Below are 16,315 nucleotides of genomic sequence, written 5' to 3' on the forward strand. Positions count from 1 at the left end.
GCATTCATCCTCCGGTCCTTCTTCGCCTGCTCCAGCTCACGCGACGCTGCGCAGCGCCGGCCTGCCACCTTCGGCAAGGCGCGGGCCGATGAAGGCCGCGTACCATTCGACGAACTGGATCACGCCGCCCTCGTGCAGCTCCGAATAGGGGCCGGGCTCATAGGCCGGAGACAGGATGCCGAAGGCGTTTTCCTCGACGATGCGGCGGTCCTGGTCGTTGGTCTCGGTCCAGACATGGGTGAGCTCCTCAAGGTTGTAGTCGACCCCCTCGACCGCATCCTTGTGCACCAGCCACTTGGTCGTCACCGCGGTTTGCGTGGTGCTGATCGGCAGCACCCGGAAGGTGACCGCATGGTCGATCAGTATGTGGTTCCAAGTCGTCGGATAGTGGTAGTGCATCAAGGTGCCGATGCGGTCGGCGGCAACAGTGTCGGACAGGTTCTTCGTCACCGCGCGCTTTCCCGACATCGTGTAGCTGACGGCATCGCGCAGCAGCGGCGCGCGGGTGGCGCGGTATTGCCCGGCCGGATCGATGCGGAACTTGCTCGGCAGGCCCGCCGCCTCGCATTTCGCCCAGTGCGCCAGCATCTCCGGATCGCTGTCGGCGCCCTGCACGCCGGTCACCGTCGGCGCTTCGGGGAATGTCTTGCACAGCTCTGGATGATTGCCGGCGCAGTGATAGCATTCGCGGTTGTTTTCCCAGACCAGCTTCCAGTTGCCCTTCTCGATGATGGTGCTCTCGAAGGCGACTTTGGCTTCATTCAGCTGGTGCGGCTTGAGGTAGGGCTCTATCATGGCGCGCATCGGCGCAAAGTCGGCAGGTTCTTTCGCCAGGCAGATGAAGATGTAGCCGCCGACGCTCTCGCAGGCGACGGGCTTCAGGCCGAACTGGCTCTTGTCGAAACCGTCGGCCATCTGGCGGGCAAACAGCAGCCGGCCGTCAAGCTCGTAGGTCCACTGGTGATAGGGGCAGACAAGCTTTGCCGCCATGCCCTTCTCAGTGTTGCAGACACGGCTGCCGCGATGGCGGCAGGAATTGTGAAAGGCGTTGATGTTGCCCTTCTGGTCGCGGACCAGCACCACCGGATAATCGCCGATCTGCACGGTGATATAGCTGCCGGGCTTCGGCAGTTCGCAATCATGGCCGATGAACAGCCAGTCGCGATACCAGATAAGCTCCATGTCGAGCTTGAAATAGTCCGGGTCGGTGTAGAAGGGCTGTTCCAGCGAAAAGCCTTGCTTGCGGCCGTTCAGGAGCCTCAGCATGTCGTTGCGCGTATCCATAGTTCTGTCCTCGTGGTTTAAGGACTGAACTTGGTGGTGATGGAGGAAGGATCGGACGCAGGCCGGCGCGGCGCCGGACATGCACTATCCACCTCTTGACCGCCCACCGCGATCAGTCGAGTCTATGCATCTCGGGCTGGTTTCCGGGCTCTGGAGTTGTCCTTGCGGACCATCGCGACACCTTCCCAGGCTGCTGCCCAGTGGTCTCCCGTTGCGACTTGAACTCCACCACCGTTGCGGGGGCAGCGCCGGATTCTGACCGGCTTCCCAATTCTCCGCTGCGTCGTCACGAAGCGGCACCTGAGATGCGATCATCTAATCACGGCAGCGATCGCGACGTCGGCATGAAAGCGACATCATATCCATGCGGCGCGACACGCGCGGCATACGCCCCCCGCCGCCGGTCAAAGAGCTTAGACGTTTCTTGCGACGCCATCATCGCCGTTTCGAATCGCTGCGGATCCAGTTCGATCGGGGGCAAAAAGGGCTCAACGGTATCGAAAAGTTACTATTAGCAATCTCTAATCGAACCGAACGGTTCGTTTCTGTTGACGATGCGTGCAGGACGGTGTGAACGACGGCCCGGAAACCGACACCGGAGCGAACCACTCGGTTCGACATAAGCAACTGAAAACAAAACGGTAAATGACCACAGAGGAACTTCCTGGCACAATTTCAAGGTGCAGGACCCTGGTCCACACGGAACAACTTCGTGATTGGAAACCAGCCTATGGCTTTCCCACATCGGGGCTGTCCGAACAACGCGAATTCCTCCCAAGACACGCCGCTAGACGGACAGACAAACTGGAGTACTAAAAATGAAAAAGATCATCCTCACTGCCGCAGCCGTTTTGGCGATCACCGGCAGCGCCTTCGCCGGTAGCGACAATTACGGTTCCAATGGTGCGAACCAGCCAGCCGTCTCGGTCTACAGCTCGTATACGGCTTCCATTCAGAAGCCGGCGCACGCTGACAAGCAGCCTGTCGTTCAGGGCGCCGACCGCGACCTCTACGGCAATCGCTGATCCCGACCAAAGAAGGCGGCTAACCCGTCGCTCTCGGGATCCCAAAAAATTCAGGAGTATTGAAATGAAAAAGATCATCCTTGCTGCCGCCGCCGTTTTGGCCATCTCCGGCAGCGCTTTCGCCGGCAGCGACAACTACGGTTCGAACGGCGCCAACCAGCCTGCGATTACGTCGACCGATAGTGGCCATACGGCTTCGGTTGAGAAGTCGGCTCCAGCCGAGCAGGCGCCTGCCCACGGTGCCGACCGTAACCTTTTCGGCCGCTAAAAGCCGGTTTCCAGCACGTGGCGGGCTTATCCGCTGCAGCTGGCGGCATCAGAAAAATTCAGGAGACTAAAATGAAGAAGATCGTTCTTGCCACCGCAGCCGTTCTGGCTGTTTCGAGCGCTGCCTTTGCCGGCAGCGACAATTATGGCTCCAAAGGCGCCAACCAGCCGGCCGCTGCCGTCGACACCACCCGCACTTCGTCGACCGGCACCAACTCGGCGGTCTACAAGCTGCTGAACTCGTCGAACGACCAACAGAAGTTCGTTCCTCAGAGCAGCGACAGGGATCGGTTCGGCAACAACTAACAGCCGAAGCTTAAAAAAAGAGCGGCGGGCCTGGCCCGCCGCTCTTTTTTCATGCCTGTACGACGCAGCTATCTCAAGCCGCCTTCACTTCCACCGGCTTGAGCGAGAAGGAGTGCCCATCGGCGTCGAAGATGTGCAGGTCCCCGGCATCCGCGGTCAGTCGCAGCTTTGCCCCGCGCTTGACCTCGACATTGCCGGGCAGCTTGGTCACCAACGGCAGGTCAGCGCGGCCGATATCGACATAGACAAGCTGCACCTCGCCGAGTTGCTCGACATAGTCCACCACGCCCTCGAAAAGATATTCCGCGCCGGTGGCGGCCGACAGATCCTCCGGCCGCACGCCGAAGCTGACTGCCGCACCCTTTGCTGACGCCGGCGTTGCGATCGGCACCGTTGCCTTGCGGCCGCCGACATGGCTGACGATTGTCGGGTTGCCCGTCCTGTCGATTGTCGCCGGCAGGATGTTCATGGCCGGCGAGCCTATGAACTGGGCAACGAACAGATTGCCGGGCTTCTTGTAGAGGTCCATCGGCGTGCCGACCTGCTCGATATGGCCATCCTTCAGCACGACGATGCGGTCGGCGAGCGTCATCGCTTCGACCTGATCGTGGGTGACGTAGATCATGGTCGTGGCAGGCATCGATTCCTTGAGCTTGGCGATCTCGATGCGGGTCGCGACGCGCAGCGCCGCGTCGAGATTCGACAGCGGCTCGTCGAACAGGAACACTTTCGGATTGCGCACGATGGCGCGACCGATGGCGACACGCTGGCGCTGGCCGCCCGACATCGCCTTGGGCAGGCGGTCGAGATATTTGGTCAGCTGCAGGATTTCGGCGGCCTGCCGCACCCGCTTGTCGATCTCGGCCTTGCTTTCCTTGCCGATCTTCATCGAGAAGGCCATGTTGTCGTAGACGGTCATGTGCGGATAGAGCGCATAGGACTGGAACACCATGGCAATGCCGCGCTTGGAAGGCGGCACGTCGTTCACCACCTCGCCGGCGATCTTCAGCTCGCCGGAGGTGATCTCCTCAAGCCCGGCGATGGACCGCAGCAAGGTCGACTTGCCGCAACCCGACGGGCCGACGAAGACGATGAACTCGCCCGACTTTATGTCGAGGTCGATGCCGTGGAGAATGTGCAGATTGCCGTATGATTTCTTCACCTGTCTCAGCGTGACATCGGCCATAATTTCCTCCCAGTGATTTCCCTAGAGAACCTGGATTTCCTCAAAAAATCCAGTTTCGTCAAAAACTCAGTCGATGCGCCCGAACCAGGCGCCGTAGCCGCCGAGGCGGATGGAACCTGTGCCGGATTGTCCCGAAAAACCGTGCCCGGCCAATGGCAGCAACGCCTGACCACCGAGATCGACCTCGGCCGGCTTGCTGGCCAGATTGAAGACGCAGACGATCTGCTCATTGCCCTCACGGCGGGTGAAGGCGACGGTGTCGCCCTCGCTTTCGATGAACTCGATGTCGCCTTTGGCCAGGGCCGGATGCTGGCGGCGGAAACCGAGAAAGCGCCGGTAGTGCTCGAGCAGCGAGGCCGCGTCGCCCTGCTGAACATTGACCGCTTGCGACAAGTGCTTGCCCGGCACCGGCAGCCAGGGCTTGGCCGTCGAAAAGCCGGCATTGCTGGCGGTTGCATCCCACACCATCGGCGTGCGGCAGCCGTCGCGGCCCTTGAATTCGGGCCAGAAGCGAATGCCGTAGGGGTCCTGCAGATCCTCGAACTGCAACTCGGCTTCGCCCAGCCCAAGCTCCTCTCCCTGATAGAGGCAGACCGAACCGCGCAGCGACATCAGCAGCGCCGACATAACCTTCAGATAGGCGGCCGGGTCGGCCTCGTCGGCGGCCCAGCGCGAGGCCGGACGCATCACGTCGTGGTTGGAAAAGGCCCAGCACGACCAGCCGTCGCTGGCGACCTTGCCGAAGGCTTCCAGCACCTGGCGCACCTTGGCGGCGCTGATCTTTTCCGGCGCCAGGAAATCGAAGGAATAGCACATGTGGACGCGTTTGCCGCCGGCGGTGTAGGCGGCGACCACTTCCAGCCCACGCTGCGAATCGCCGACTTCGCCGACCGCGGCGGCCGCCGGATATTCGTCGAGCAGCGCCCGGAACCGTTCGAGGAAGGCAAGGTTTTCCGGCCGGCTCTTGTCGTAGATATGGTCCTGGTAGTTGTAGGGATTGACCGCAGGTGCTGTCTGGTCGTTGCGCTCTTCGGGCGGCAGCGGCGGATTGTTCTCCAGCCCCTGGCTGTGGAAGTAGAAATTGATGGTGTCGAGGCGGAAGCCGTCGACGCCGCGCTCCAGCCAGAAGCGGGTGACGTCGAGCAGCGCGTCCTGGACTTCCAGATTGTGGAAGTTGAGGTCCGGCTGCTCGGACAGGAAATTATGCAGATAATATTGCTGGCGGCTGGTGTCCCACTGCCAGGCCGAGCCGCCGAAGATCGACAGCCAGTTGTTGGGCGGCGTGCCGTCGGGCCTGGCATCGGCCCAGACATACCAGTCGGCCTTCGGGTTGCTGCGGTTGGCGCGGCTCTCCTTGAACCATGGATGGACGTCGGCGGTGTGCGACAGCACCTCGTCGATCATCACCTTGAGGCCAAGGTGATGAGCTTCCGCAACCAGTGCATCGAAATCGGCGAGCGTTCCGAACATCGGGTCGACGTCGCAATAGTCCGACACGTCGTAGCCGAAATCCTTCATAGGCGACTTGAAGAAGGGCGAAATCCAGATGGCGTCGACACCCAGCGAAGCGATGTAGGGCAGCCTGCGGATGATGCCCTTGAGATCGCCGATGCCGTCGCCATTGGAGTCCTGGTAGGAGCGCGGATAGATCTGGTAGATCACCGCGCCCCGCCACCAGTCGCGATCGACGGCGAGATCGGGCTTCGAGGTCGCCTTCAAAGCGGATTGCATAAGTCTCAACCTCCTTTGACCGAGCCGGCCAGCAGCCCGCGGACGAAATAGCGCTGCAGCGAGAAGAACACGATCAGCGGCACGATGATGGTCACGAAGGCCGATGTCGTCAGGATCTCCCAGTCGCCGCCGCGCGAACCGAGCAGCGCATTGAGCTTGGCGGTCAGGACGATCTGATCGCCCTCTGTACCAAGGAAAACCATCGCCACCAACAAATCGTTCCATACCCACAGGAACTGGAAGATGGCAAAGGAAGCCAACACCGGGAACGATAGCGGCAGCACGATCTTGACGAAGATCTCGAAATCGCTGGCGCCGTCGATACGCGCCGATTCCATGATCTCTCGCGGCAGACCGGCAATGTAGCTGCGCAGGAGATAGATGGCAAAGGGCAGGCCGAAGCCGGTATGCGCCAGCCAGATGCCGAGATAGGTTTTCGACGGCACACCGAAGAAGATGCCGACGCCGTTATAGATTTTCAAAAGCGGGATGAGCGACATTTGCAGCGGCACGACCAGCAGGCCGATGATGATGGCGATCAACAGTGCACGGCCGGGAAAGCGCATCCAAGCCAGCGCGTAGGCGGCAAAGGCCGCGATCAGGATCGGGATCACGGTCGCCGGAATGGTGACCGTCAGCGAGTTTATGAAGGAGCGGCCGATGCCCTCCGAAAACAGCACCGTCTTGTAATTGTCGATGGTGAATTTCGGCGGCGCCGACGAGGCGTAATAAACGCGCTGGCCACGGTCGCCTTCGAAGGCTTTCGGCGACGACATGACGAACGTGCCGTCGGCATTGAGCAGCAGGGTTACCCCGTCGCCGAGGTCGGCCGTGGTGCCGGCCGGATACTGCGTCGGTGCGGCCGACTTGACGCCGAAGGCGCTGATGTTGCGGGCCACAGCATCGCCGAAGATGTTGCCGGCAAGCACGAACTTGCCGTCCTTTTCAACCTGCGCCGAGGCCGGCGGCAGGCGGCCGGCTTCAGTCTGGGTGGAGCTTGAGAACGAATTCCACCAGCCCGAGGCGATGATCTGGTCCTTGTCGCGCAGCGACGAGACCAGGACGCCGAGCGTCGGCACGGTCCAGATGGCGACGAAGATGAGCACGGCGATGTGGACGCCGAAGCGGCTGGCAAAGGACTTTCCGGTCGCGACGGCCATCTCAATGTCCTCCCGTCTCTTTGTTCGCCTGGCGGATGTTCCAGACCATGATCGGGATGACCGCGATCATGATGATGATGGCGATGGTTGCGCCGCGGCCGAAATCGCCGCCGCCGCGGAACATCCAGTCGAACATCAGATTGGCCAGCACCTGGCTGTTCCATTGGCCGTTGGTCATGGTCAGCACGATGTCGAACACTTTCAGCACCAGGATGGTGATCGTCGTCCAGACCACGGCGATGGTGCCCCAGATCTGCGGCACCATGATCTTCCAGAAGATCTGGAACGGATTGGCGCCGTCGATGACCGCGGCTTCAAGCGTCTCTTCGGGGATGCCGCGCAACGCCGAAGACAGGATGACCATGGCAAAGCCGGTCTGGATCCAGATCAGGATGATCATCAGGAAGAAATTGTTCCAGAACGGCAGCGATATCCAGACCTGCGGCTGGCCGCCGAAATACTGGATGATGGCGTTGAGCAGGCCGATCTGCGTCTGGCCCTCGCCGCGATATTCGTAGATGAATTTCCAGATCACGCTGGCGCCGACGAAGGAGATCGCCAGCGGCAGGAAGATCAGGCTCTTGGCGATTGTGCCCCACCAGATCTTGTCCGTGAGCACGGCGATTATCAACCCTAGAAAGGTGCAGGCGGCGGGGACCACCGCCAGCCAGATGATGTTATTCAGGATCGAGTTGCGGAACTCGCGGTCGCCGAACGCCCATTCATAGTTGGCGAAGCCGACAAAATGCTGGCCGCCGCGGTCGAGGAAGGACAGCCAGAGCGTCGCCACCACCGGATAGATCAGGTAGACGGTGAGGATGATCATCGCCGGGCCGACGAACAGCCACGGACGGACCAGTCCTTGCCGGCGCAGATTGTCGATGGCCGCAGCCCCGGCCACGCCGCGCGACGGGAATATCAGGTCGACCAGCTTGTTGGCGCCCCAGAAATAGGCGACGCAGCCGCCGACGCCGATGATGATGACAAAAATGGCCGATAAGATCTGAGCAGCCATGGGTCCCTCTTCCCTGCGCATGATCGGCCGGGCCTTGAACAGCCCTGGCGATGTGGCTCTGCGCCGATTTAAGTTATTCTGAAACGAACGAACGCAAATCGGTCCGGCGTAAGGCGCCGGTCGGATCCGGGCCATAGCGGCCCGGACCCAGTCTGTGGAGGAAGTCCTGAATTTGCCGCCAAAGCGGCTGATTACTTGGCAGTGGTTACTTGCCAGCTGACTGCTTGCCAGCTGACTGCTTGCCAGCTGACTACTTGATAGCGTCCCAGCTCTTCTGGATGTCGGTGGCGACATCCTGCGCCGACTTGCCGCCGACCAGATCGATCATGCCGGTCCAGAAGGCGCCGGCGCCGATCTTGCCCGGCATCAGGTCCGAACCGTCGAAGCGGAAGGTCGAGGCATTGGCGAGGATATCGCCCTGCTTCTTCAGCGCGTCGCTGGCATAGGCATCCTTGTTGACCGACTTGAGCGGCGTGACGAAGCCGCCCTGGGCCATCCAGATTTCATGTGCCAGCGGCATTTTCAGGAATTCGATGAACGCGCGTGCACCCTTCGAATCCTTGGTGATCATGGCCAGCGTGCCGGCGCCGAGCACAGGCGTGCCCAGCTCGGGCTTGGATGCATAGGGCGGGAAGTAGAAGAAGTCGGCGTCCTGTCCAACCTTTGTGCCTTCCGGGAAGAAGGTCGGGATGAACGATGCCTGATGGTGCAGGTAGCATTTCGGCGGCACCGAGAAGAGGCCCTTCGGGCTGTCGCGGAAGTCGGTCGCGGCAACCGCCTTGGCCCCACCGTCGACCATCTTGTCGTCGGTCGCGATCTTGCCGAAAATGTCGATGGCGTTGACCACCGCCGGATCGTTGAACGGGATCTCGTTCTTTACCCACTTGTCATACACGTCGGGCGTCTGGGTGCGCAGCATGATGTCTTCGACCCAGTCGGTCGCCGGCCAGCCGGTAGCGCCGCCTGAGCCGAGGCCGATGCACCACGGCGTGCCGCCGTCGGCGATGATCTTCTTCTCGAGGTCGGCGAGCTCTTCCTGCGTCTTGGGAACCTTGTAGCCGGCTTCCTCGAAATTGTCGGGCGAATACCAGACCAGCGATTTCACGTCGGCCTTGTAGGGGAAGGCGAAGAAGCCCGGCTTGCCGTCCTTGTCCTTGAAGGTGCCGAGATCGACCCATGACTGGCCGGCGCCGTAATTGTCCTTGATCCATTTGGCGGTGTCGTCGCCCAGCGGCGTCAAAAGGCCCTTGGACGCCAGATCCTGGATCAGGCCCGGCTGCGGCAGTACGGCGATATTGGGCGGGCTGCCGGCCTGGGTATCGATGACGATCTGCTGTTCGTAATTTTCCGACGAGGAGTATTTGATCTCGGCGCCGGTGGCTTCCTGAAAATATTCGAGAACAGTGCGAATGAGGCCTTCGTCCTCGCCGCGCCAGGGCCCGAAGATGGTCAGCGTCTCGCCCTTGAGATCGACCTTCTTCAGCTCTTCGTAATTGGCCCAGTTGAAGCGCTTGTCTTCCCCGGGCTTGAACTTCAGTTCGGCTTGCGCCGGCAGGGACAAGGCGAGTGTGGCAAACGCTGCGCCAAGCAGAAGCATCTTCTTCATCGGTATTCCTCCCAGTGTGGACACATACACCCGGGCGGAACCTCCATTCCGCCCGCCGACGCTGCAGGACTGTGACTCGTTCAGAAAGGAACCGCAACCTTTCGAAGAGTCTTCCAAAGCGCTTTGGTCTTTTTGATCTCGCCATTGAATCGGCTGGAAGTCAAGAGGGCGGTGGGCTAATCGATTTAATTGCGGGCCGCAAGACTTGGTAAAGTGCACTGCAGCACAGTTTTACGGCGGTGCAGCACCGTATTAAGCTTCAAACTGGCCGGACCAGTGCGTATGGTCGACCAGTTCGGCCGCGCCCATTGTGGCGCCGCGTGGCTTCAAAATTAAAAGCGCTTTGAGGCTTGGAGGCCTCCCAGTGAACCTGAAGCAGCTCTCTCATATGCTGGCCCTGTCGCAGACAACGGTAAGCCGTGCGCTCAACGGCTATCCCGAGGTCAACGAGGAAACCCGCCGGCGTGTGGTGGATGCCGCCAAGCGCCACGGCTACCGGCCCAACCCGAGCGCGCGCCGGCTGGCGACCGGCAAGACGGGCATGATCGGGTATGTGCTGCCGACGGGCGCCTCCGTCGACATCGACCCGCATTTCGTCGAGTTCCTGTCGGGTCTCGGCGACTATGCCCGCTCGCACGAGCTCGACCTGGTGCTGTCGCCGGCCGATGCCGACGACCAGGAAACCACCTATCGCCGCATCGTCGCCAACCGCCAGGTCGACGCCGTCTACATCTCCTCGCCGCGCCCGGCCGACCGGCGGGTGGCGCTGGTCAACACGCTCGGCATTCCCTTCATCGTCCATGGCCGCAGCGAAGGCTTCGATTTCGACTACCCCTTCACCGACATCGACAATGAGGGCGGCTTCCACGACGCCGCCCGGCTGCTGGTTCAGCTCGGCCACCGCCGGCTGGCGCTGATCAATGGCGACGACCGCGAGACCTTCGCCATCCACCGCGAGCGCGGCATGCGCAGGGCGCTGGCCGCGAGCGGCCTGACGCTCGGCGAGCGCCATGTCTGTTCACTCACCATGACCGAGGAGAACGGCTACCGCGCCGCCAGGCGCCTGCTCGAACAGAGCGAGCGGCCGACGGCGATCGCCTGCTCCAGCCTGATCATGTCGCTCGGCGTCGTGCGCGCGGTGCGCGACCTTGGCCTGACCATTCCCGGCGACCTGTCGTTGATTGCCCATGACGACGTCTTTCCATGGCTGAAGCCGGAGAATTTTTCCGTGCCGCTGTCGACGACGCGCTCGTCGATCCGCCTCGCCGGCGCCCGCATCGCCGAACGCCTGGCAGCGCGCATTTCCGGCTTGGAAGAAGGGGCGCGAGGCGAGGTCTGGCCTGTCGACCTGGTGGTGAGAGGCTCGGTCGCCGGCGCGCCGGTTTAGGGATTAATCCAATTGCTCCGCTGGGCAAGTTCACCCATGTGGATGTTGCCCGCAGATAGATTGACTTCGTTGGGACAACGGTCTGCCTGGACCTGTCCTTGATTTGGCTTCGAGTGGGTGGCAACCAGTAAGCCAGAGCCATCAACCAGTCCTCAGGGTGCGCCACTTGCCCATATTCCCGTTCTCCGAAACGGATCCAATCCGGCATCCTGGCCCACCGCCGAAAACGTCGGAGGTGGTCATTGTCGGTGGCGGCATCATCGGTGTGACGACGGCGCTTTTCCTGGCACAGCGGAACATCCCGGTGACGCTGCTGGAAAAAGGACGCATTGCGGCCGAACAGTCGTCCCGCAATTGGGGCTGGATCCGGAAGCAGGGACGCGACGCCGACGAGTTGCCCATCGTCATAGAGGCTATTCGCCTGTGGCGGCAACTGGCTGAGGAATGCGGCGAGGACATCGGCCTGACCCAGACAGGTGTGACCTACCTGGCGAAGACCGACAAGGACATGGCCGGCTTCGAAGCATTCATGAAGATCGCTGCGACGCATGCGCTCGACACCCGTCTCCTGGATGCAGACGAAACCGCGGCACTCATCAAAGGCATGTCGCGCAAATTCAAGGGCGCGATGACGACGCCCTCCGACATGCGGGCGGAGCCTTGGCTGGCGGTGCCCGCACTTGCCCGGCTCGCCGTGCGAAAAGGCGTCAAAATCGTCGAGAATTGCGCAGCGCGAACCCTCGAAATCTCAGGCGGCAAGGTCAAGGGCGTGTGGACCGAGACGGGGTATATCGAGGCCTCCAGCGTGCTGGTCGCGGGAGGTGCCTGGTCATCCTTGTTCCTGAGAAGACACGGCGTCTCCATCCCCCAGCTCAGCGTCAGGGTAACCGCAGCCGCAACGGACCCCTTGGCTGAAATCTATGCAGGTGCGGCGACTGACGAACACATCGCTTTCAGGCGCCGGCAGGATGGCGGGTATACGCTCGCCGCGGGCGGCAGCCATCTGCATTACCTGGGACCTGACGCCTTCCGGCACGCCACCAAATATCTTCCTGCGCTGAGGGACAATCCGCTGGGGACACGCTACTTTCCGTTCGCGCCGTCAGGTTACCCCGATGCCTGGTCGACGCCGCGCGATTGGGCGCCGGATTCGCACAGCCCTTTCGAGAGAATGCGGGTGCTCGACCCGGCCCCTGAACCGGCCCGTCTGCGTTCGATAGAACGCAAGTTCAAGCACCTCTTTCCGCAGTTCGAGAGGGTTCGCCTGAAGGCAGGCTGGGGCGGCATGATCGACGCCATGCCGGACGTCGTCCCCATCGTGGATCATGTGCAGGCCGTCGGCGGTCTTTTCGTCGCGACGGGAATGAGCGGTCACGGCTTCGGTATCGGGCCTGGCATAGGCCGGGTCGTTGCCGACATGATCCAGGGAAACCAGACCGGGCACGACCTCAGCCGCTTCCGGCTGTCGCGCTTCCATGATGGCAGCCCTGTCCGGCTGGGTCCGGCGCTCTGAATTGGGTGGCGCGAAATTCCGGTTTACTTGTTCGCCGCCGCCTTCGTATCCAGCAGCCCATAACCGAAATCATTGTCCCGTCCCTTCGGACCGAGATCCCTGGCGGTGGCGGCCAGCGCCTTTTCGATATCGTCGGCCGAGCGCTCGGGTGAGGCGTGGATCAGGTTGGCGATTGCGCCGGACACGATCGCGGCGGCAAATGAGGTGCCGGTGACGACGTCAGAGCCGGCGCCGCTCGGCGCCACCATCTCGACGCCGGGCGCCGAGATGAAGACATAAGCGCCGCGATTGGCCTGCTGCATCAGCCCGTCCTTGGCGTCGGTGGCGGTGACCGCGATCACGCCGTCATAGGCGGCGGGGTAGCCATAGGGCGCTTTCGGCCCGTTGTTGCCGGCAGCAGCGACCAGGATGATGCCGAGCCCGCGCGCATTGCGGCAGGCGGTGGCGAGCAGATCGTTCTTGGGGCCGACGAAACTCATATTGATGATGCTGACATTCTGGTCCGCCGCCCAGTCGAGCGCCGACAGGATGACATCCATGGTCGACCTGCCGTCCTCGAAGGCGCGGGCGTGATAGATCCTGGCGCCGGGCGCCATGCCTTCGAGCGCGCCGACGCCGGCGATCAGCCCGTCGACCGAGGTACCGTGGTCACGCTTTTCGACCGGCACGTTGGGCATGGCGTCGAACTGGTCGGCAATGACGCCGGACAGCGCCGGATTGGTGTCGTCTATGCCGGTGTCGATGACGGCGATGCGCACGTTTTCGCCACTGGCTTGCTTGTTGTCGAGCTGAATGCGCTCGAAGGCATAGTTGACGATGCCGGCCGCCTGCTGCAGCGAGTAGATATGGTTTGGCTCGCGCCGCAGGGTGCGGCCATCGGCGGCCAGCTGCGCCAGCACGGCGCCGACCGGGCGGCCGTCGGGAATGCCGAAGCGCACCAGTGTGGTGCCGAGCAGCCGCGACTGGCGCTGCGAGCGCACTTCAAGGCCGAAGGAGGCGGCGATCTGCTGGACGGCGCCGGCATCGCCGTCGACGGTCACCAGCACCTCGTCGGGCACGAACTCGCCGGCGATGGCACGCCGCGGCGCGGTCGCGACAAGATCGGTCGGCGAAACGATCGCCCCACCGGCGGGTGGCCCGGCCTGCGTGTCGGCAGGCGGCGCTGACGGCCGCGGCGTCGGCACCGGCGCTACGGGAGCCGGTGGGTTGGGAAACAGGTCGACGATCAGGGCCGGAAGGGTAACTGCGCCTGGTTCGCCGCCGACGTTGGCCTCATTGCCGTCTTTCGGGCAGTCGGCAGCCGCCGCTCCGGCCGCGTCGGTGCAGTCGGCCCGGCCGGCATTGGGATCATTGGTCTGCGCCGACGCCGGCACGGCGACGATTGTCGTCGCCGCCACCAGGATCGCCGCAAATCGAATGACCGCCCTAGCTGCCATCAACCGGTTTCCTTCCCTCGATCACAGTCTCCGCGAACGGCTGGGCGGCAATAAGGCCGACGAGCCTGGTGTAGTCTGCTCCGGTCTTGACCGGGATGGCAATGCGGAAGACGCCCGAGGCGGCCGGCCCGCCGGCGATCTTCAGCGCGTTCTGGTCGAGGAAGACAGCGATGTCGGACATCTTCGCATCCGGCTTGAACTTGACCAGCGCGAACGGCAGTTTCGCCAGATCATCCTCGGCGCCGGCAATCTCGAAATCATGGCTCTTGCCGCCGGTCTGCACGTAGGACTGCACCACGACCAACGCCAGCAGCACCGCCGCTGCCGCCCAGGCGACACCGACCGGCACCGCCATGAAACGGCCGAGTGCCTGCGCCAGCCAGAAACGGCCCGCGGGAGCGCGGACCGGTCCGGCTTCGGCGTCGAGCGCCCTGGCAAAGCGGCTGAGCGCATCGGCCGGTGGCCGGATCGCCTCGTTGGCGGCGGTGGCGCCGGAGAATTCCGCCTCAGCCTCGCCAAGCGCCGCCGTCGCCGCCGGATCGGACGCCAGCCATTCCTCGACGGCTTCGAGGTCCGAGCCTTCCAGCGAGCCGTTCAGGTAGAACGGCAGCAGCGTTTCCATTTCGTCACGGCGCGACATTTTTTCAGCGGCGCTCATGTCTTCAGGATTGCTCATGGCCACCCCCTGTCGTAACCGGCGGCCTTGAGGGCTTCGCCGAGTTTCTTGCGGGCGTAGAACATTCGGGTCTTGACGGTGGCGACCGGGATGCCGAGCACCTCGCCAATCTCCGTCACCGACTGTCCATGGTAATAGGCAAGGTCGATCACCGAGCGGTGTTCCTCCGGCAAGGCATCGACGAAGCGCCGCAAAGCGGCGCCCTTGTCTTCCTTCATGGTGGCGACTTCCGGCGTGTCGGCGCCGTCGGGAACCTGCGCCGCATCATCGTCATCGATCCAGTCTTCTTTTTTCTTGCGAAGCATCGACAGCGCCTTGAACCGGGCGATGCCGAGCAGCCATGTCGAGACTTCCGAGCGCCCTTCGAAACCGGGCGCCTGGCGCCACAGCTCGAGAAAGACCTCGTTTGCGATATCGTCGGCCATCATTTCCGATCCCGTCTGGCGCACCACGAAGCGGTAGACCCGCGCGTGGTGACGCATGAACAGCAGCCGAACAGCGGCACGGTCGCCCTTCGCGACCCGGTCGACAAGCGCGCGATCAGTCTCGGTCGCTGCCGTCATGGCCGGTCGAGCCGCCTGGCTCCTGTCTGCTCTGTCGCCGATAGGTTCAAAAAGGTTCATCCTTCCGCCAAGGAATTTTGGCGAAGCTAACCGAAGAGAGGGAGTGTTGCCAGAGCGTCTCCCTTCTCCCCGTCACTATACGGGGAGAAGGTGCCGGCAGGCGGATGAGGGGCGGCGCCGGCGTTGGGGTATTTATTTTGATGTTAGCGCTGCCCCTCACCCTTACCCTCTCCCCGTATAGTGACGGGGAGAGGGGGTAGCGAACGGCGGCTCAGCGACGACCTCCGTCACCCCAAAAACGGCTTAGCCTTCATGGTCTCCGGCACCGGCACACCCAGCCGCTTCAGCACCGTCGGCGCCAGTTGCAGCTGATCAAGCAGCGTGTCCGGATCCGGCCCTTTGCCGGCTCCGAAATAATACAGCGCGAAATCCTGCATTTCATCGTCACGGCCGCCATGATGGCCGCGGTCTGTCTGGCCGTGGTCGGCGGTTACGATCACCTCGTAACCGGCCTGCCGCCAGCCCGGCAGGAAGGCTGCCAGCATGCCGTCCATCGCATAGCAGGCATGGTCCATTTCGTGGCAGTCATGGCCGAAGCGATGGCCCATCGAATCCAGAGTGCAGGTGTGCAGGATACCGTAGTCGATGGCATGGCGTCGGGTCAGCATGGTCAGCGTCGCAAACAGGTCGACATCGCTCGGCGTCATCTGGTTGCGGGCATTGTAGCCGGTCATGGTGTGGAAGCGGCCATGCGCGATCGGTCCGTTGGGCTCGTCATACTCCATGTCCTCGACCAGATCGAACGGATAGGAACGAAAGAATTCCGACCAGCAGGAATGCGTCACCGCGCCGGTCTTGCCGCCGGCCTTGCTGACCTCGGAGAAAATATCCGGCTTGTTGACGAGAAAACGGTTCTCGTTGGATAGGATGCCGTGCTCCTGCGGCGAAACGCCGGTGTGGATCGAGGCATAGCAGCAGGCCGAGGTCGACGGCAGCACCGAGCGCATCTTCCACACCTGCGCCTCGCCCGATTGCACCCAGCCTTCGAGATTGCCCATCAGCCGGCGCCAGTTCCGGTAGGGCACGCCATCGAAAATGATGAGCAGCAGTTTGGTCTTGAGCGCCATGGGCGGCTCCGGAAAGCTTTTGCCGTTGAAGGA

15 protein-coding genes and 1 riboswitch are annotated in these 16,315 nt (G+C 62.5%); of the genes, 5 read left to right on the forward strand and 10 right to left on the reverse strand.

The features are described 5' to 3' along the window. Positions 1 to 36 precede the first annotated feature (36 nt). Complete coding sequence (locus NLY43_RS16245; RefSeq protein ID WP_023711308.1) at positions 37 to 1,284, reverse strand: aromatic ring-hydroxylating oxygenase subunit alpha; 1,248 nt, start codon at positions 1,282 to 1,284, stop codon at positions 37 to 39. A 117-nt stretch (positions 1,285 to 1,401) separates the two neighbouring features. Next, positions 1,402 to 1,603: riboswitch (cobalamin riboswitch) on the reverse strand. A 499-nt stretch (positions 1,604 to 2,102) separates the two neighbouring features. Between NLY43_RS16245 and NLY43_RS16250 the strand changes: the two genes are divergently transcribed. From NLY43_RS16250 to NLY43_RS16260, 3 genes are all read left to right on the forward strand, one after another. Continuing rightward, positions 2,103 to 2,309, forward strand: a complete 207-nt coding sequence (locus NLY43_RS16250; RefSeq protein ID WP_023711309.1) for a DUF680 domain-containing protein — start codon at positions 2,103 to 2,105, stop codon at positions 2,307 to 2,309. Positions 2,310 to 2,373: 64 nt separating this feature from the next. Then, complete coding sequence (locus NLY43_RS16255; RefSeq protein ID WP_023668886.1) at positions 2,374 to 2,577, forward strand: DUF680 domain-containing protein; 204 nt, start codon at positions 2,374 to 2,376, stop codon at positions 2,575 to 2,577. A gap of 71 nt (positions 2,578 to 2,648) precedes the next feature. Then, positions 2,649 to 2,882: a DUF680 domain-containing protein gene (locus NLY43_RS16260; RefSeq protein WP_023711310.1), complete on the forward strand. Its 234-nt coding sequence runs from the start codon at positions 2,649 to 2,651 to the stop codon at positions 2,880 to 2,882. A gap of 73 nt (positions 2,883 to 2,955) precedes the next feature. Here the strand turns inward: NLY43_RS16260 and NLY43_RS16265 are convergent, their stop codons facing one another. From NLY43_RS16265 to NLY43_RS16285, 5 genes are all read right to left on the reverse strand, one after another. Then, positions 2,956 to 4,068 carry an ABC transporter ATP-binding protein gene (locus tag NLY43_RS16265; RefSeq protein WP_023668888.1) on the reverse strand — a complete coding sequence of 371 codons (1,113 nt, stop codon included), beginning with the start codon at positions 4,066 to 4,068 and terminating at the stop codon, positions 2,956 to 2,958. A gap of 66 nt (positions 4,069 to 4,134) precedes the next feature. Beyond that, the gene (gene bglA, locus NLY43_RS16270) at positions 4,135 to 5,799 is read right to left on the reverse strand and encodes a beta-galactosidase BglA (RefSeq protein ID WP_031199272.1); all 1,665 of its coding nucleotides are present in this window, start codon (positions 5,797 to 5,799) and stop codon (positions 4,135 to 4,137) included. A gap of 5 nt (positions 5,800 to 5,804) precedes the next feature. Next, on the reverse strand, positions 5,805 to 6,959 hold the full coding sequence (locus NLY43_RS16275; RefSeq protein ID WP_023711312.1) for a carbohydrate ABC transporter permease: 1,155 nt from the start codon (positions 6,957 to 6,959) through the stop codon (positions 5,805 to 5,807). Position 6,960: 1 nt separating this feature from the next. Continuing rightward, positions 6,961 to 7,974, reverse strand: a complete 1,014-nt coding sequence (locus NLY43_RS16280) for a carbohydrate ABC transporter permease (protein WP_023668891.1) — start codon at positions 7,972 to 7,974, stop codon at positions 6,961 to 6,963. Between the two features lie 250 nt (positions 7,975 to 8,224). Then, entirely contained in the window at positions 8,225 to 9,580 is a 1,356-nt protein-coding gene (locus tag NLY43_RS16285) for an ABC transporter substrate-binding protein (protein WP_023690253.1), read from the reverse strand. 364 nt (positions 9,581 to 9,944) lie between these two features. Between NLY43_RS16285 and NLY43_RS16290 the strand changes: the two genes are divergently transcribed. Continuing rightward, positions 9,945 to 10,967 carry a substrate-binding domain-containing protein gene (locus NLY43_RS16290; protein ID WP_023684299.1) on the forward strand — a complete coding sequence of 341 codons (1,023 nt, stop codon included), beginning with the start codon at positions 9,945 to 9,947 and terminating at the stop codon, positions 10,965 to 10,967. 166 nt (positions 10,968 to 11,133) lie between these two features. After that, positions 11,134 to 12,480 (forward strand): NAD(P)/FAD-dependent oxidoreductase, encoded by a 1,347-nt coding sequence (locus NLY43_RS16295; protein WP_023711313.1) that lies wholly within the window; start codon positions 11,134 to 11,136, stop codon positions 12,478 to 12,480. 23 nt (positions 12,481 to 12,503) lie between these two features. On the opposite strand, the gene NLY43_RS16300 is transcribed toward NLY43_RS16295, so the two are convergent. The 4 genes from NLY43_RS16300 to NLY43_RS16315 all read right to left on the reverse strand — a co-directional run bounded on the left by NLY43_RS16300 (position 12,504) and on the right by NLY43_RS16315 (position 16,282). After that, complete coding sequence (locus NLY43_RS16300) at positions 12,504 to 13,916, reverse strand: S8 family serine peptidase (protein WP_023711314.1); 1,413 nt, start codon at positions 13,914 to 13,916, stop codon at positions 12,504 to 12,506. Next, positions 13,906 to 14,574, reverse strand: a complete 669-nt coding sequence (locus NLY43_RS16305; RefSeq protein ID WP_023711315.1) for a hypothetical protein — start codon at positions 14,572 to 14,574, stop codon at positions 13,906 to 13,908. Before NLY43_RS16305 ends, NLY43_RS16300 begins: the two co-directional genes overlap by 11 nt. Positions 14,575 to 14,588: 14 nt before the next feature. Continuing rightward, on the reverse strand, positions 14,589 to 15,155 hold the full coding sequence (locus tag NLY43_RS16310; protein ID WP_023683483.1) for a sigma-70 family RNA polymerase sigma factor: 567 nt from the start codon (positions 15,153 to 15,155) through the stop codon (positions 14,589 to 14,591). Between the two features lie 287 nt (positions 15,156 to 15,442). Further along, the gene (locus tag NLY43_RS16315; RefSeq protein WP_023711317.1) at positions 15,443 to 16,282 is read right to left on the reverse strand and encodes an alkaline phosphatase family protein; all 840 of its coding nucleotides are present in this window, start codon (positions 16,280 to 16,282) and stop codon (positions 15,443 to 15,445) included. Between the last annotated feature and the right edge of the window lie 33 nt (positions 16,283 to 16,315).

This window comes from Mesorhizobium sp. C416B (assembly GCF_030323165.1).
GTDB lineage: Bacteria > Pseudomonadota > Alphaproteobacteria > Rhizobiales > Rhizobiaceae > Mesorhizobium.

Excerpts from the sequence above, each read along its gene's own strand:
- NLY43_RS16245 (WP_023711308.1), bottom strand. The coding sequence starts at position 1,284 with ATGGATACGCGCAACGACATGCTGAGGCTCCTGAACGGCCGCAAGCAA.
- NLY43_RS16250 (WP_023711309.1), top strand. The coding sequence starts at position 2,103 with ATGAAAAAGATCATCCTCACTGCCGCAGCCGTTTTGGCGATCACCGGC.
- NLY43_RS16255 (WP_023668886.1), top strand. The coding sequence starts at position 2,374 with ATGAAAAAGATCATCCTTGCTGCCGCCGCCGTTTTGGCCATCTCCGGC.
- NLY43_RS16260 (WP_023711310.1), top strand. The coding sequence starts at position 2,649 with ATGAAGAAGATCGTTCTTGCCACCGCAGCCGTTCTGGCTGTTTCGAGC.
- NLY43_RS16265 (WP_023668888.1), bottom strand. The coding sequence starts at position 4,068 with ATGGCCGATGTCACGCTGAGACAGGTGAAGAAATCATACGGCAATCTG.
- bglA (WP_031199272.1), bottom strand. The coding sequence starts at position 5,799 with ATGCAATCCGCTTTGAAGGCGACCTCGAAGCCCGATCTCGCCGTCGAT.
- NLY43_RS16275 (WP_023711312.1), bottom strand. The coding sequence starts at position 6,959 with ATGGCCGTCGCGACCGGAAAGTCCTTTGCCAGCCGCTTCGGCGTCCAC.
- NLY43_RS16280 (WP_023668891.1), bottom strand. The coding sequence starts at position 7,974 with ATGGCTGCTCAGATCTTATCGGCCATTTTTGTCATCATCATCGGCGTC.
- NLY43_RS16285 (WP_023690253.1), bottom strand. The coding sequence starts at position 9,580 with ATGAAGAAGATGCTTCTGCTTGGCGCAGCGTTTGCCACACTCGCCTTG.
- NLY43_RS16300 (WP_023711314.1), bottom strand. The coding sequence starts at position 13,916 with ATGGCAGCTAGGGCGGTCATTCGATTTGCGGCGATCCTGGTGGCGGCG.
- NLY43_RS16305 (WP_023711315.1), bottom strand. The coding sequence starts at position 14,574 with ATGAGCGCCGCTGAAAAAATGTCGCGCCGTGACGAAATGGAAACGCTG.
- NLY43_RS16310 (WP_023683483.1), bottom strand. The coding sequence starts at position 15,155 with ATGACGGCAGCGACCGAGACTGATCGCGCGCTTGTCGACCGGGTCGCG.
- NLY43_RS16315 (WP_023711317.1), bottom strand. The coding sequence starts at position 16,282 with ATGGCGCTCAAGACCAAACTGCTGCTCATCATTTTCGATGGCGTGCCC.